Origin of the sequence: Aeromicrobium chenweiae, assembly GCF_003065605.1 — a bacterium.
Taxonomy (GTDB): Bacteria; Actinomycetota; Actinomycetes; order Propionibacteriales; family Nocardioidaceae; genus Aeromicrobium; species Aeromicrobium chenweiae.
Genome location: NZ_CP026952.1, coordinates 1,059,746 through 1,075,798, shown reverse-complemented (window position 1 = coordinate 1,075,798; position 16,053 = coordinate 1,059,746). Strand labels below are relative to the sequence as shown.

Sequence of the window (16,053 nt, the reverse complement as noted above, 5' to 3'; positions counted from 1 at the left end):
CGGCGTCCTTCGAACCTAGGTTGCGTACTTAATCCGCGTCAAGGATTAACTCAGAGGAAATTCGAATCTTCTTCGTCCGCAACACGGCAGAAGTAGCATGAGGCCCGTGAACGCACCCGGCTCCCTGGAAACCCTGCGCCGCCGCAACCGCGGGCTCGTGCTCCGGGCGGTCCAGTCCGGCGGCGCCACCAGCCGCGTGGACATCGTCCGGGCGACTGGCCTGTCCCGCACGACCGTCAGCAGCCTCGTGAACGAGCTGCTCGCGGAGGGGCTCCTCGCCGAGGGCACCGACCGGGCCGGCAGGCCGTCGGTCAACCAGACCGGCCGCCCGCCGACCCGGCTGACGCTGGAGCCGAGCAGCGGGACCGTGCTGGGCATCCACCTGCGCCACGACGGCATCCGGCTCGCGCTCGCCGACCTGGCCGGGGCGGTGCTCGCCGAGGTGCTGGTCGACCTCGACGTCGACCACCGCGCGGACGCGGCCCTGTCGTTCGTCGAGGACGCGACCAACGACCTGGTCGCCGAGGCCGGGATCTCCCGCTCACGACTGCTCGGCGCCGGCGTCGCGGTCTCCTCCCCCGTGCCGACGCTCCCCCGCCACGGCCCGGCCCTGCTGACGACCTGGCACGACATCGACGTCGCGGACGTCCTGGGCGAACGCCTGGGCGTGCGCGTGCAGGTCGGCAACGACGCGAACCTCGGCGCGACGGCCGAGCGCGTCTTCGGCGCCGCGCGGACGACCCGCAGCCTCGTCTACGTGATGCTCGCGGAGGGCGTCGGTGCCGGGCTGTTCCTCGACGGCCGGCCGTACCTCGGCGCCAAGGGCGTGGCGGGCGAGTTCGGCCACGTGGTCGTGGCGCCCGGCGGGCGGGTCTGCCGCTGCGGCAACCGAGGCTGCCTGGAGACCGTGGCGGGTGCCGGCGCCCTCGTCGCCGCGCTCCCCGCACGGGCCGACGGCACCGTGCCGGACCTCGACGACGTGCTGGCGGCGTGCGCGGCCGGCGAGCCCGGTGCCCTGCGCATCGTCGCCGACGCCGGACGGGCGGTCGGCACCGCGCTGGCGGGCGTCTGCACGATGCTCGACCCCGATCTCGTCGTCGTCGGCGGGCGCACGGCAGCCGCCGGTCGTCCGCTCATGGACGGGATCGTCGAGACCCTCCGACGCGGCGTCCCGCCGACCGACGAGCCGCTCGTGCCGGTGGTGGCCGGCGAGCTCGGCGCCCGTGCGGAGGTGCTGGGAGCCGTAGCCCTGGCCATCTCCGGTGCTCCCCTGGCGGTGCCCGCGCCCGTCTAGGTCCGGACCAGCACGACGTAGGCCATCGCGTAGTCGCCGTCGTGGCTGAGCGAGACCTCGAGCTCGTGACCGGCCAGGTGCTTGGCGACCTCCCCGTGCAGCCGGATGCGCGGCCGCCCCCAGGCGTCCGACACCAGCTCGATCAGGTGGTGCACGTGCTCGTCCATGACCGGGGCCTCGCCGTACATCGACGCGGACCAGGCCTTGATCACGGCCTCCTTGGCCGCCCAGCGAGCGGCGAAGTGACGCGCGGCGTCGGAGGGATGACTCCGCGCGTCACTCCGCTCCCCGGGGAGGAAGCCGGCGACGAAGCCGGTGCCTGGTGTGTCCAGCTGGTCCGCGAATGAGGGAACGTGGACCAGGTCGACACCGACACCGACGATCGTCACCGGCAGGCGACGCCGTCGTAGGCGCCGTCCTCCCCGAGTCGTGCCTGCGGATCCAGGAGCATTCCAGCCTCCCGTGCCCGCACTCCCTCGCTGCCAAGACGCCGGTCCGCCGGGCGCTCGTACAGGGAGGGGCCCCCGTACATCGCCCGGACGATCCGCATCCGGCCCTCGATGGCCCGAGCCTGCGCACGCTGGGCGTACGCATCACGGTCCGCGACCGGCAAGGTCGCGAGGAATGCTTGTGGGTGCACGATCGCCAGCAGGCCGGCGACGTGACCGAAGCCGAGGCTCGTGACGAGCCCGGCCTTGAGCTGGCCGGTCGCGAGCGGCTCGCGGAGCCACACGAGGTGCTCGTGCTCCGCCAGCTCGTCCATGACGCAGTCCAGGCTGCGGTTCGGCGGCACGACACCGCCGGTGAGCACCTGGCAGAGCCCGATGATCTGGAACGCGGCCGCACCACCCTTGGAGTGGCCGGTGAGGCTCTTCTGCGAGATCACGAACAGCGGGTTGCCGTCGCTGCGACCGATCGCCGCGGCGAGCCGCTCGTGCAGCTCGGACTCGTTGCGCTCGTTGACGCCGGTCGACGTGTCGTGCTTGGACAGCACCGCGACGTCGTCGGCGGTGAGGCCGACGGTCGCCAGCCCGCGCGCCAGCGCCGACTCGCGCCCGCCCAGGCCGGCTGCCAGGGCACCGATGCCCGGAGCCGGGATCGAGGTGTGCACGCCGTCCGCGAACGATCCGGCGTACGCCACGACGCCCAGCACCGGCAGGCCCATGCGGGCGGCGACGTCGCCGCGCGCCAGCAGGATCGTGCCGCCGCCCTGCGACTCGACGAAGCCGCCGTAGCGACGGTCGTTGCCGCGGCTGAAGTAGCGGTCCTCGATGCCCTTGGCCCGCATCGCGGCGGAGTCGGCCGTGGCCGACATGTCCGCGAAGCCGACGATGCCCTCGACGCTCAGGTCGTCGAAGCCGCCCGAGACCGCGAACTCGGCCTTGCCGAGGCGGATCTTGTCCACGCCCTCCTCGACCGAGACGGCCGTGGTGGCGCACGCGGCGACCGGGTGGACCATCGCGCCGTACGAGCCGACGTACGACTGCACGACGTGCGCCGCGATGACGTTGGGCAGCGCCTCCTGCAGGATGTCGTTGGCCTTGCTCTCGCCGAGCAGGGTGTCCAGGTAGAGCGACTGCATCGACTGCATGCCGCCCATGCCGGTGCCCTGCGTGTTGGCGACGAGCGCGGGGTGGACCCAGCGCATGAGCTCCGACGGCGTGAAGCCGCTGGACAAGAAGGCGTCGACCGTGCAGATGAGGTTCCACAGCGCGACCCGGTCGATCGACTCGACCATCTCGGCCGGGACGCCCCAGACCATCGGGTCGAACCCGGTCGGGATCTGCCCGCCGACCGTGCGGGTCAGCTGCATGCGGCGCGGCACCCGGATCTCGGTACCGGCCTTGCGGGTCACGGTCCAGTCGCCGTCGGCGGTGGCCGCGATCGTGGTGCGCTCGGGGTCCGCGTCGCGCAGGGCGCGCGCCTCGGACTCGTTGCCGACCGTGAACGACAGGTCCTTGTCGAGGTACACCGACGTCAGCAGCGGGGCGGCGTTGTCGACCATCGTGCCCTCGTCGACGTAGCGACGGATGCCGACGGCCTCGCGGACCGCGTCCTCGTACCGCTCCACGAGATCGGCCTCGTCGACCTTCTCCTGCGTCGCGGTGTCGAACCAGCCACCACCCTGCTCGTCCCAGCTGACCATCCCGGTCGACCAGGCCAGCTCGAGCACGCCGGCGGCCGACAGCCGGTCGGACACCTCCATCTCGAAGCGGGTGCGCGCCGAGCCGTACGGTCCGAGCTCACCGGCACCGACGATGACCACGAGGTCCTCGGGACGGGCCTGGACGTCGGCCCAGTCGAGCTGCTCGACGCGGTCCAGCTGCGCCGGGGACGGGGCGAGCGCCGTGATGGTCGCCGTGTCGTCCTCGACGGGCGCCGCAGGTCGCTCGAGTCCCTCGGCGAGGGCGCGCATGTCGATCTTCGTGCCGCCGAGCCCACCGGTCAGGTCGACCGTGATCGGCTCGGTCAGCGCGGCCGTGCGAGCCGCGGGCTCGCAGGTGTCGAGCAGCGCGGAGGCCATGTCGTCCGGCGTCCAGGTGCGGACGCCGGCGGCCTCGACCGCGTCGACGAGCGGGTCGTTCGCGCCCATCAGCCCGGTGCCGCGCACCCAGCCGATGATCGCGTGGGCCAGCGTGACGCGCTCGCCCCACGTGCGCTCCGCGGACCAGCGGCTCACGAGGGCGTCGAGGGCCGACTTCGCCTCGCCGTAGCCGCCGTCGCCGCCGAACATGCCCCGGTTGGGCGATCCCGGCAGGACGACGTGCAGCTTGGCGTCGATGTCGTGGTCCTGTCCGTGGGCGGACAGCGCGCCGATGAGGCGCTCGACCGACCACAGCAGGATGCGCATGTCGACCTCGGTGCGGCTGCCGGCGTCCGTGAGGTCGCCGGCGACCCGTCCCGCGGCGAACGGGAACAGCAGGGTCGGGGTCATCGCGGGCTTCAGCACCGTCGTCGCACCGGCGCGGGTCTGGGTCTGCTCGGAGCTGATCCACGCCGAGAGGGCGTCGACGTCCGCGAAGGAGGCCATGTTGGCCGGGACGACCCACAGGGCCGCACCGTGCACCGCGTGCGTGCGGTAGAGGTCCTTGAAGAAGGCGAGCTTCTCCGGCCCCATGCCCGAGGTCGTGACGACGACCGTCGCCCCGCCGGCGAGCAGCTGGCCGGTGATGCCGGCAGCGATCGAGCCCCGGCTGGCGCCCGTCACGACGGCGAGGTCGCCGGCCCAGCGGCCGGACGTCGTCGCACCCGCGTCGGTCGCGATCTGGCGGAAGCGATCCGCGAGCGCTGCGTCGTCGACGTGCGACGACCACCAGGTCGCCTGCGCCGCCACGACCGCGCCGGCACCGACGAAGCTCGCATCCACGGTCTCGCCGACGGCGAGCCGCGCGAGGTCCTCGCGGGCGCTGGCCCACCGGTCGTCCAGCAGGACGGCCTTCAGCGGGTCGAACGCGGGAGCGGTGAGCTTGGCCCAGTCGCTGCCCAGCTCGGCCTCCACGCGTGCCAGGACGACGGCGTCGGCCTGGTCGGGCTCGACCGTGACCGGCGCCTCGGTGAGGCCCAGCTGGTCGAGCACGAGCCGCGCGGAGGACGCCAGGACCCCATCGGGACCGGTGATCTGTGCGGTGAACTCGCCGAGGGCGGCCGCGTCGATCGTGGCCTCTCCCCCGCCGCTGGACGGCAGGTCGACGCTGACGCCGTGGCGTGCGGCGACGGCCTGGACGCTCGCGTCCACCGCCGCGTCGACGTCCGCGCCGGACGCGATCTGCGTCAGCGAGCCGAACTCGCCGCCACGGACGCTGGAGCCCTCACGGCTGGACATCGCGAGCTCGGTCAGGACGTGGCTCGCCCAGCCCGGGCCGAGCTGCCACACGTCGGTGACCCGCTCGGCGATGGCCGCCTGGCGCTTGCCGGTGGGGCCGAGCACCTTCTTGAGGTGATCGCCCAGTGCCTCGGACAGGACCGGCCCGAACGGCTTGTAGCCGCGGGCGAGGCCCTTGACCTGGGCCGACAGGGTCGGGATGTCGGCGTCCGCGGCACCGTCGATGGCACCGAGACCGAGCTCACCGCCGAGGTCGACCAGCAGCTGGTTGCGGCGCGAGGACGCTCCGTCGCACAGCGACTCGATCGAGTCGGCGGCGCCGATCTGGTCCAGGCGCATCTTGGTCCACCACGCGACGAGCACGGTGGTCGCGTCGGCCGCGTCGAACGTCAGGTCCGCGGGACGCGGACCGCTCGACGTGGCCGCCGCAGCCGGGGCGGCCGCGGCCGGAGCAGCAGCCTGTGACGAGGCCTGCTCGGGAGCGGCCTCCGGCTCGTCCTGGACGACCTGCTCCTCGTCGGTGGCGAACACCGCGGCGTTGTCGCGCTCGAAGTTGAGCACCTCGACGGCCGGGCCGAAGCGACCGGGCAGCTTGAGCGTCGAGGACGCCAGGTTGGCGACGGTCGGCGACTGGCCGACACCGATCTCGACGAAGCGCTCGACACCGAGCCCACTGTCCTCGACGGGGGTGAAGAACAGGTCCTGCGTCTCGATCCAGCGCACGGGGCTGGCGAACTGCCAGGCGAGCAGCTCGATCAGCACGACGCGGCACAGCTCACCGGGACGTCCGGCCCACGTGTCGTAGTCCGCGAGCACCTCGTCGAGCGGCGCGGACGGCACCAGGTCGGCGATCTCCTGCAGGAAGGACCGGTCGAGGGAGAACGGACGCGGCACCAGGTTGGGCACGTAGCGGCCTGCGAGGATCGACGGGTCGATCGAGGCGGGCAGCAGCTCCTGCAGACGCGCACGGAAGTCCGGCACGCCGCTGTGCAGCACGGTGGAGTGGAACGGCACGTCGATGCCGGGCACGAGGATGAACGCGGCCTTGCCGCCGAACTCCGCGCGGCGACGGGTGACCTCGGCCTCGAGGACCTCCAGGCCCGTGACGGTGCCCGCGATCGCGTACTGCGAGTCCTTCAGGTTGTAGTTGACGATCTGCAGGAACTCACCCGTGCGGTCGGCGATGCCGTCCACGAACGCCGTGACGTCGGCGTCGCTCAGGCCGATCTGCGACGGCCGGATCGCGGCGAGGCGGTAGTCGCTGCGACCGGCCGCGTCCCGCGGGACGAGCGCGTGCATGACCGAGCCGCGCTGGAACACGACCTCGACGACGGCCTCGAGCGGGATCACTCCGGAGACCGCGGCGAGCGCGTTGTACTCACCGACCGAGTGGCCCGCCAGGATCGATCCCTCGACGAACGCGCCGGACTCGCGGAGCTCGGCCATCTGCGCCGCACCGAGGACGGCCATCGCGACCTGGGTGAACTGCGTCAGGAACAGGACGCCGTCGGGGTGGCGGTGGGTCACACCGCGCGTCACGAGGGTCGTGGGGTTGTCACGCACGACCGTGAGGATCGAGAACCCGAGGGCCTCGCGGGTGTGCGCGTCGGCGCGGTCCCAGATCTCGCGGGCCGCCCTCGACCGCTGGTACGCGGCCATGCCCATGCCGGGGTGCTGGATGCCCTGGCCCGGGAACGCGTACGCGGTGCGCGGCGCCTCGAGGCGGGCGGTCGCGGACATCACGACGTCTCCGTCGGCGCGGACCGTGACGTCGACGACCTCGGCACCGGCGTCGAGGCCGACCCGGTCGGCCGAGATCGACACCGTGGCGCCCGGCGCGAGCGGCGCCAGGAAGCGGGTCGTCCAGCCGCTGATGCGACGGTCCGACACGACCTGCTGGGCCGCGGCCGAGATCCACATGCCGTGGACGATCGGGGCACCGAGCCCGGCCAGCCGGGCCGCTGCGACGCTCGTGTGGATCGGGTTGTGGTCCCCGGTCACCGCGGCGAAGGCGCGCAGGTCGGCGGGGGCCACCAGCGTGGCGGTGCCGCGCGACTTGCGGGGGGTGTCCTGGACGCCGTCGCCCAGCGCGCCACCCGCACGCGGCGGGTCGACGAGCTGTCCGGCACCGGTACGACCGCGGATCGCGAACCGCTCGCGCAGCGTGGCGACGTCACCGGCCGGCGACGAGATCGTCACGTCGACCGCGACGACGCGGCCGAAGTCGGTGTCCTCGATCGACTCGAGCACCGACGAGACGACCAGGCGCGAGGGGCCGGACGGGAGAGCGCCCGTGAGCCGGATCGCGTGGTCGAGGTGGACCAGGTCGAGCATGCCCTCGATGACGGGCAGCCCGTCGGCGGTGGAGGCGTCGCCCAGCACCGCGAACACCGACGGCCAGGCGAGCCCGACCAGGACGTCCGGGACGGGGTGCACGGGCACGTCAGCGCCCGTCACGCCCGCGTGGTCGGCCACCAGGTCGGGGTCCCACGCGACGGTCACGTCGGCGCGTCCGGCGTTGACGACCGGGACGTCTCCGCCCGCGGCACCGGCGACGAGCGCGCTCATCGCCTCGACCGCGCTGTCCGTGGTGACGACGGGGGCTGCACCCACGAGCACGGAGTCGTCGACCGTGATGCGCAGGGTCAGGGGCCGTGCCATCGGCACGGTCAGCTCGGCAGTGTGCTCGTCGACCTGCACGAGGGCCGCGCCGGTCTCGGGGTGCTCGGCGCGCTGCGGGTCCACGATGACCCAGTCGGCACCGAGCTTGTGCACGGGGTTGCGCACCGTGCGTCCGGCCCAGACCAGGTCGGGCGCGGCGAGCACGAGCGAGAGCACCTCGCCGGCGTCATCGACGCGTCGGCGGCCGGCGACGCGCTGCGGGGAGCGTCCGGCGGCCAGGAGGCCGTCGATCGTGGCGTCCTCGAAGCGGCGCAGGAGATCGGCGACCGGCTCGTCGACGCGGTCGATGCCGGCGACGGAGACCGTGCCGGGGATGACGCAGACCTCGTCCGCGGCGTATCGCGGGTCGTGGGCCTGCCACAGCGAGTCCGAGCGCCACCAGCGGCGCACGTCCTGGTCGAGCACGGGGACGAAGTTGACCGGCTTGCCCGGGGTGCGGCACTGGTCGACGAAGAACAGCACGTCCGCCGGGTGCATGACGACGGCCTCGGCCTGCGGATAGGCAGCCAGCAATGCCGTGAGGGCACTCGCCCCGTCCTCGACCTCGGACGCGTCGCCGAACAACGTCGGGATCTCGCCGCGGTCGGCCTCGTGCAGGCGCGCCTCGGCACGCTGCAGCATCGCCACGAAGCGGTCGCGCAGCGTCACGTCGAGCCACGACGGGGTGCCGGACAGCTCGACGTAGCGCTGGAGCCACTGGGCGTACGTCATGGTGGCCACGTCGCCGAAGTACGGCTTCGCGGTGCGGTCGAGCGCCTCGATGATCTCGTCGCGGCGCTCGGCGACGGCCGCGGCGTCGCCGGCGACCTCGTCGAGCAGGCGGCCGGTGCGCGAGGCGGTGTTGTCGATCTCGTGGATGTCCGCGCCGAGCTGGCTGCGGCCCGAGGCCATGCCGCCCTTCGCGGAGCCGGCGCCGACCCAGGTGTCGGTGCCGCGGGTGTCGACGAGCAGCTGCTTGACGGCCGGGGACGTCGTCGCCTCGAGGGTCGCCATCGCGGCGGTGCCGACGAGGATGCCGTCGAGCGGCATGAGCGGGTAACCATGGCGGCGGGCCCACTCACCGGTGAGGTACGCCGCGGCGACCTCGGGCGTGCCGATGCCTCCGCCGACGCAGACCACGACGTTGTCCAGCGCGCGCAGGTCGCCGTACGTCGCGAGGAGCAGGTCGTCCAGCTCCTCCCACGAGTGGTGCCCGCCGGCCTTGCCGCCCTCGATCTGGATGTGGACGGGTGTCGGTGCGACGGCCTTCGCGATCGCGATGACCTCACGGATCTGCTTGACCGTGCCGGGCTTGAACACGACGTGCGTGATCGCGGCCTCGCGGAGCTCCTCGACCAGGGCGACGGCGTCCTCGAGCTCGGGGATGCCCGCGGTCACGATGACGGCGTCGATCGGCGAGCCGGCGGCGCGGGCGCGCTGGACCAGTCGCTTCTGGCCGAGCTGCAGCTTCCACAGGTACGGGTCGAGGAAGAGGGAGTTGAACTGGTACGTGCTGCCGGGCGTCAGCAGCTCGCCGAGCTGGGCGACGTGCTCGGCGAAGATCTCCTCGGTGACCTGCCCGCCTCCGGCCAGCTCGGCCCAGAAGCCGGCGTTGGCCGCGGCGGCGACGATCTGCGGGTCGACGGTCGTCGGGGTCATGCCGGCCAGGAGGATCGGCGACTTGCCGGTCAGGCGGGTGAAGCGGGTCTCGGCGTGCAGGCTGCCGTCGGGCAGCGTGACGACCGTGGGCTCGTACGCGGACCACGGGGTGGCCCGACGGGGCGTGGCGCCGGCGGCGGTGAGCTCGCGGTGCCCGCGACGGGTCGTGGTGGCGATGACGCTCGCGCCGCGGATGCTCAGCTCGCGCGACGACAGGCGCGCGGCGAGGTCGCCGGGGCCGAGGTCGAGGACCCACGACGCACCGGCGTCCATGGCCTCCTCGAGGGAGCCGACCCAGTCGACCGGGTCGACGATCGAGCGCATGGTCAGGGTGCGGGCCTGCTCGGCGTCCATGCCGCAGGCGGCGGCCCAGGTGGCGACCAGGTCGGCCGCCTCGGCGAGGTCGGGGTGGTGGAACGCGAGCCGGGCCGGCAGCGGCTCGACCACGGGGGCGAACGGCGTGCCGCCGGTCGCCTTGCGCTCACGGGCGGCCTTCTCGGCGGCGGCGACGTCGGCGAAGCGGGCCTGGACGACCTGCAGGCTCTCCGCGGGGCCGGACAGCACGACGCTGCGGCGGCCGTTGCGCAGGCGCGACACGACGCGGAGCGACGCCGGCAGTGCCGCGAGGATCTCGTCGATCCGCTCGGGCGACGCGCCCGAGACGCTGAGCATGGTCTCCCCCAGGAGCCCGCGGCGGCGTCCGACGAGCTGCGCGGCGGCGCCCATCAGTCGGGCGACCGCGAGCAGCTCGACGTCCGGGACCCCGGCGAAGGACTGCGTGGCGAGGTGGCCCTGCGAGTGGCCGATGACCGCTGCGGGCGGGACGACCTGCGGATCGATGCCCTGACGGTGCAGGGCGCGGATGGCGGCGAGCTGGGCGAGCAGGATGCCGGGCACCGACGCGCCGGGTGTGTCCAGCACCTCGGAGGTCGGCAGCTGGGGTGCGTCGTCGTCCTCGGCGGACTCGCCCACCGCGATCACGTCGGCCCAGGCCAGCGGGGTGAAGGCCACGCCGACGCGCGCGAGCTCGGTCGCGACGGGTGCGATGCGCTCCTCGGCCTGCGCGACGAGCGACTCCAGCTCCGCCTCGAGGGCGAAGTCCCGGATCAGCCCGGCGAGCGGCTCGAGCCACGGTGATCCCTGGCCGCCGAAGCCGATCGCGTACGGCGTCCCGGCGACGAGACGGTCGACGAGCGCTCCGCGGCGCTCGGTCGTGTGGGTCGTGGCAAGAGCGGTGTCGAACGTCGTCACAAAGGGATCCCTCGGTCCTGCCGTCGCTGGATCGACGGTCGGTCCACCCATCCTCGCAAAACATGAGGGATACCTCAACTTTTATGTGAGGGTTTCCTCAGGTTTTTTCGTGGCCTGGGTCACTCCCCCGCCCAACGACGCTGGGCCTGACGTTTCTGCAGACACGCCGTCGGCGTGTCGGTCGAAACGTCAGGCCCAGCGGGGCGGGGGTCAGACGCCGCCGGTCAGCAGGACGCCACCGTCGATCGTGAGGGTCTGCCCGGTCATCCAGGCCGAGTCCTCGGACAGCAGGAACGTCACGACCGAGCCGATGTCGTCCGGGACGCCGAGCCGCTTCAGCGGGTACGGCGCGGAGACCTCCTCCTCGCGTCCCTCGTACAGCGCCTCCGCGAACCGAGTCTTGACGACGGCCGGCGCCACCGCGTTGACGCGGATGTTCGGGCCGAGCTCGACCGCGAGCTCCTCGGTCACGTGGATCAGGGCGGCCTTGGACGCACCGTACGTGCCGATGCCGGGCGCGGGACGCTGTCCGGCGACCGAGGCGATGTTGACGATCGCGCCGCCACGCTCGGACATCGACGCCCGGTACACCTTCTGCGCCCACCCGATCGCGGCCACCACGTTGACCCGGAAGATCTTGGCGGCCGCGTCCAGGTCGATGTCGATCATGCGTCCGTACGCGGGGTTGATGCCCGTGTTGTTCACCAGGAAGTCGACCGGGCCGAACGCGTCGGTGGTCGTCGCGACGACCTCGTCCTGGTGCGCCGCGTCGTCCGCGGGCCCGGCCACGAAGATGGCCCGCTCGTGGCCGCCGAGCTGCTCGGCCGCCTCGGCCAGCGCGTCGGGCTTGCGGGCCGTGATGCAGACCCGGCCACCGTCGGCGACGAAGCGCTCGGCGATCGCGTACCCGATGCCCCGGCTCGCGCCCGTGACGATCGCGACCTTGCCGTCGAACCGGCCCATCAGGACAGTCGTTCCAGGACCATGGCCATGCCCATGCCGCCGCCCACGCACATCGACTCGACGCCGAACTGCTTGTCGTGGTGCTGCAGCGAGTTGATCAGGGTGCTGGTGATCCGGGCGCCCGTCATGCCGAACGGGTGACCGACCGCGATGGCGCCGCCGTTCACGTTGAGCTTGTCCAGCGGGATGCCGAGCTCCTTGGCCGAGCCCCACGCCTGGACCGCGAACGCCTCGTTGATCTCGTAGAGGTCGATGTCGCCGATCGACATGCCCGCGTTGCGCAGCGCGGCCGGGATCGCCTCGACCGGGCCGAGGCCCATGATCTCGGGCGACAGGCCGGTGACGGCGGTCGAGACGATGCGCGCGAGCGGCGTCAGGCCAAGCTCCTTGGCCTTGGTGTCGCTCATGACCACGACCGCGGCGGCGCCGTCGTTCAGCGCGCAGCAGTTGCCCGCCGTGACGGTGCCGTCGGGACGGAACACCGGCTTGAGCTTGCTGACGGCCTCGAGCGTCACGCCCGCACGCGGTCCGTCGTCGGTCGAGACGACGGTGCCGTCGGGCAGCGTGACGGGCGTGATGTCCTTGGCCCAGAACCCGTCGGCGATCGCCTTCTCGGCGAGGTTCTGGCTGCGGACGCCGAACTCGTCCTGCTCCTCGCGGCTCATGCCGAGGTGCTGGGCGACGTTCTCGGCCGTCTGGCCCATCGCGATGTAGAGGTCAGGCAGCTCGCCGCTCTCGCGGGGATCGGTCCACGTGTCGGCGCCGCCCTCGGCGCGCTTCACGGTGCGGGCGATCGCGTCGGCGAACAGCGGGTTCTCCGAGCCGGGGAGATCGGCGTAGCCGTTGGCGAACCGGCTGACCGTCTCGACACCCGCCGAGATGAACGCGTCGCCCTCACCGGCCTTGATCGCGTGGAACGCCATGCGGGTCGTCTGCAGCGACGAGGAGCAGTAGCGGTTGACCGTGACGCCCGGCAGGTGGTCCAGCCCGGACAGCACCGCGACGGCGCGGGCGAGGTTGTGCCCGGCCTCGCCGGCGGGCTGGCCGTTGCCGAGGTGGAGGTCGGTGATGTCGCGCGGGTCCAGGTTCGGGACCTTGGCCAGCGCCGCCTGGACCATCTGGACGGTCAGGTCGTCGGGACGCATGTCCTTGAGCGAGCCCTTGTTGGCGCGGCCGATCGGCGACCGCGCGGTGGCAACGATTACTGCTTCAGTCATGTCGTCCTCTGGCTTTCGGTTGTGCTGCGCTGGTGTGTGGTGGAGTGCAGTGGTCGGGTGCTCAGAAGCCGAGGTCGCGGCCGATGAGCTCCTTCATGATCTCGTTGGAGCCGGCCCAGATCTTGGTGACGCGGGCGTCGCGCCAGGCACGGGCCACGCGGTACTCGTTCATGAACCCGTACCCCCCGTGCAGCTGGACGCAGTGGTCGAGGACGTCGTTCTGGATCTCCGACGACCACCACTTGGCCTTGGCCGCGTCGATCGCAGTGGCCTTGCCGTTCGTGTGGGCCAGGACGGCCTGGTCGACGTACGCCTCGGCGACCTCGATCTTGGTCACCAGCTCGGCGAGGAGGAACTTGTTGTGCTGCAGGCTGCCGATGGACTGCTTGAACGCGTGGCGGTCGTGGGCGTACTGGATCGTCTCGGCGAGGATCTGCTTGGCGTGCGCGACGTTGGACACCGCGCAGGTGAGCCGCTCCTGCGGCAGGCGCTCCATCATGTAGATGAACCCGCGGTCCACCTCCCCGATGATCCGGTCGTCACCGAGGCGGACGTCTTCGAAGAACAGCTCGGACGTGTCGGCCTCGCCCTGCCCGACCTTGTCGAGCTTGCGCCCGCGGCTGAAGCCGGGGTCCGTGGCCTCGATGCCGAACAGCGTGATGCCCTTGGCGCCCTTCTCGGGCGACGTGCGGACCGCGGTGATGACGAGATCGGCGGAGAAGCCGTTGGTGATGAACGTCTTGGAGCCGTTGATGACCCAGGAGTCCCCGTCCCGCACCGCGGTGGTCTTCAGCGCGGCGAGGTCGGAGCCGCCGCCCGGCTCGGTCATGCCGATCGCGGTGACGATCTCACCGGTCGCGCACCGCGGCAGCCAGCGCTCCTTCTGCTCCTGCGTGCCCAGGTCCACGATGTACGGGACCGCGATGTCGGAGTGGATGCCCACGCACGACGCGAGCGCCGCGTTCAGCTTGCTCAGCTCCTCGGCCCAGACCGCGTTGAAGCGGAAGTCGCCGGCCTCGGCGCCGCCGTGCTCCTCGGGGATCTCGAGACCCAGGAAGCCCTCGGCCCCGGCGGCGAGCCAGAAGTCGCGCGGGAGCGCCTTGTTCTCGAGGTACGTCTCGAGGTGGGGCTCGACGTGCTTGGCCAGGAACGCGGCGCACGAGTCGCGGAACGCCTCGTGGTCCTCGTCGAAGATCATCCGCTGCATGGGTTCCTCGGGATCGAGATGTGGGTGTTGTGAACTAAGCGCTTGCTTAGCATGCAATCCCTCCGTCATGCTGTCAACCAGAAGAGGAGCGACATGACCACGAACACGGCACGCGAACGACTCATCAACGCCGCCGTCGAGGCGTTCGCCGAGAAGGGCTTCGCGGCGACGACGACGCGCGACATCGCGTCGCGCGCCGGGATGAGCCCCGCAGCGGTCTACGTCCACCACGACTCCAAGGAGAGCCTGCTCTTCACCGTCAGCCTCGACGGCCACCGGTCGGCCCTGGCCGTCATCAACCGGGCCGCCGCCTCCAGCAGCGACCCGGTCGATCGCCTGCGGACCATGGTCTACGACTTCAGCCTGTGGCACGCGGACAACAGCCGGGTCGGGCGCATCGTTCAGTACGAGTACCACGCGCTCACCCCCGAGCACCGCGCCGAGGTCGCGACCCTGCGGCGCAGCATCGAGCGGACGATGCAGGACGCCCTGGCCGACGGGGTCGACCAGGGCGTCCTGGATGTCACCGACATCCCCGGGACGGCGTTCTCGCTGCTGTCCCTGGGCGTCGATCTCGTGCGGTGGTTCGAGCCGGGCGGGTCACGCTCGGGCCACGACCTCGCGACGCTGCACGCAGATCTCGCGATCCGCATGACGGCGGCCCGGGCCGCGCCCGCGCAACCTTCGGCCTGACGCGGTCGTTCAGGCCTGGAGGACGGCCTCGGCGACGATGTTGATCGTGATCTTGTCGCCGATCATGACGGTGTCACCGCCGACGGGGATGTTGAAGTCGATGCCGAACTCCTTGCGGCTGATCGTCGTGGTGGCCTCGACGCCCACGCGGGTGCCGCCCCACGGGTCGCCGCCCTCGCCGAGGAACTCGACCTTGAGCTCGACGGGCTTGGTGACGTCCTTGATCGCGAGGTCACCGGTGACGACGAGCTCGTTGTCGCCCTTGTCGACGACGCCGGTCGACGTGAAGGTCATCGTCGGGTAGGTGTCGACGCCGAAGAAGTCGCTCGAGCGCAGGTGCGCGTCACGGTCCGCGGTGCCGGTGTTGATCGAGCTGAGGTCGATCGAGACCTTGACCGACGAGTCGGCGAGGTTCTCCGCAGTGACGATCGAGCCCTCGAAGGTCTCGAACTTGCCGCGCACCTTGCTCATGAGGTGGCGGACGGTGAAACCGATCTCGGTGTGGGTCGGATCAAGGTTCCAGGTTCCGGTGCTGACGGCGGTGGCAGTGCTCATGGGGGTCTCCTCGACGTTTGTAGTTGATACTTCAACTAGATAGAGAGTAGCAGACGTTGAACATTCAACCAACCGTCTCACGACATAGGATGGAAGCATGGAAACCGTGACCGACACCCCGTGGCTCAGCACCGAGCAGCAGCGCATCTGGCGCTCGTTCCTCGGCGGCACCACCGTCCTCATGGACCGCCTCGACCGCGATCTGCGCGCCGCCCACGGCCTGTCCATGCCGGAGTACGAGATCCTGGTACGGCTGTCGGAGTCCCCTGACCGGTCCATCCGCATGGCCGAGCTGGCCGATGCCGTGTCGCACTCGCGCAGCCGCGTCACGCACACGATCGCCCGGCTCGAGCGCGAGGGGATCGTCCGCAGGGGCCAGTGCTCGGACGACGGTCGCGGGGTGTCCGCGATCCTCACCGACCACGGCTTCAGCATCCTCGAGGCCGCGGCCCACACCCACGTGCGCGGCGTCCACGGCTACCTGATCGAGAACGCCGACCCGGCAGACCTCGCGGCGGTCGGCCGCGTCATGCAGAAGGTCCAGGAACAGCTCAACGGCCGGAAGTTCTGACCCCAGCCCAGATTTGCGGGGTCCTGCACCGAATCCGCGGGGCAGAAACGTGCAGGAGCCCGCACTCGGGGTGTCCACAGGCGTAGGTCGTGCGCTCACGCGTCCCCAGGACGACCGGGCGGCCTCTGCGGGCACCCCTCCCCGGCGCAGGGTGGCCGG

Annotated in this window: 9 protein-coding genes; 3 read left to right on the top strand and 6 right to left on the bottom strand. The window is 71.8% G+C overall.

Annotated features, from left to right (window positions below):
• Positions 1-106: 106 nt before the first annotated feature.
• Positions 107-1,294, top strand: a complete 1,188-nt coding sequence (locus tag C3E78_RS05195) for an ROK family transcriptional regulator (protein WP_159085821.1) — start codon at positions 107-109, stop codon at positions 1,292-1,294.
• Here C3E78_RS05195 and acpS read toward each other — a convergent pair.
• The 5 genes from acpS to C3E78_RS05170 all read right to left on the bottom strand — a co-directional run bounded on the left by acpS (position 1,291) and on the right by C3E78_RS05170 (position 14,075).
• On the bottom strand, positions 1,291-1,683 hold the full coding sequence (gene acpS / locus C3E78_RS05190; RefSeq protein WP_108577302.1) for a holo-ACP synthase AcpS: 393 nt from the start codon (positions 1,681-1,683) through the stop codon (positions 1,291-1,293). The two genes, C3E78_RS05195 and acpS, sit on opposite strands and share 4 nt — an antisense overlap.
• On the bottom strand, positions 1,680-10,688 hold the full coding sequence (locus C3E78_RS05185) for a type I polyketide synthase (RefSeq protein WP_235833682.1): 9,009 nt from the start codon (positions 10,686-10,688) through the stop codon (positions 1,680-1,682). Before C3E78_RS05185 ends, acpS begins: the two co-directional genes overlap by 4 nt.
• 210 nt (positions 10,689-10,898) lie before the next feature.
• Positions 10,899-11,651, bottom strand: coding sequence for an SDR family oxidoreductase (locus tag C3E78_RS05180; RefSeq protein ID WP_199906936.1), 753 nt, complete (start codon positions 11,649-11,651; stop codon positions 10,899-10,901).
• On the bottom strand, positions 11,651-12,868 hold the full coding sequence (locus tag C3E78_RS05175) for an acetyl-CoA C-acetyltransferase (RefSeq protein WP_108577300.1): 1,218 nt from the start codon (positions 12,866-12,868) through the stop codon (positions 11,651-11,653). The genes C3E78_RS05180 and C3E78_RS05175 overlap by 1 nt, the downstream gene beginning before the upstream one ends.
• A gap of 61 nt (positions 12,869-12,929) precedes the next feature.
• Positions 12,930-14,075, bottom strand: a complete 1,146-nt coding sequence (locus C3E78_RS05170; protein WP_108577299.1) for an acyl-CoA dehydrogenase family protein — start codon at positions 14,073-14,075, stop codon at positions 12,930-12,932.
• 93 nt (positions 14,076-14,168) lie between these two features.
• Between C3E78_RS05170 and C3E78_RS05165 the strand changes: the two genes are divergently transcribed.
• Positions 14,169-14,768 carry a TetR/AcrR family transcriptional regulator gene (locus tag C3E78_RS05165; RefSeq protein ID WP_108577298.1) on the top strand — a complete coding sequence of 200 codons (600 nt, stop codon included), beginning with the start codon at positions 14,169-14,171 and terminating at the stop codon, positions 14,766-14,768.
• Between the two features lie 9 nt (positions 14,769-14,777).
• Here the strand turns inward: C3E78_RS05165 and C3E78_RS05160 are convergent, their stop codons facing one another.
• Positions 14,778-15,323, bottom strand: coding sequence for a YceI family protein (locus tag C3E78_RS05160; protein WP_108577297.1), 546 nt, complete (start codon positions 15,321-15,323; stop codon positions 14,778-14,780).
• A 97-nt stretch (positions 15,324-15,420) separates the two neighbouring features.
• Between C3E78_RS05160 and C3E78_RS05155 the strand changes: the two genes are divergently transcribed.
• Entirely contained in the window at positions 15,421-15,894 is a 474-nt protein-coding gene (locus C3E78_RS05155; RefSeq protein WP_108577296.1) for a MarR family winged helix-turn-helix transcriptional regulator, read from the top strand.
• Positions 15,895-16,053 lie beyond the last annotated feature (159 nt).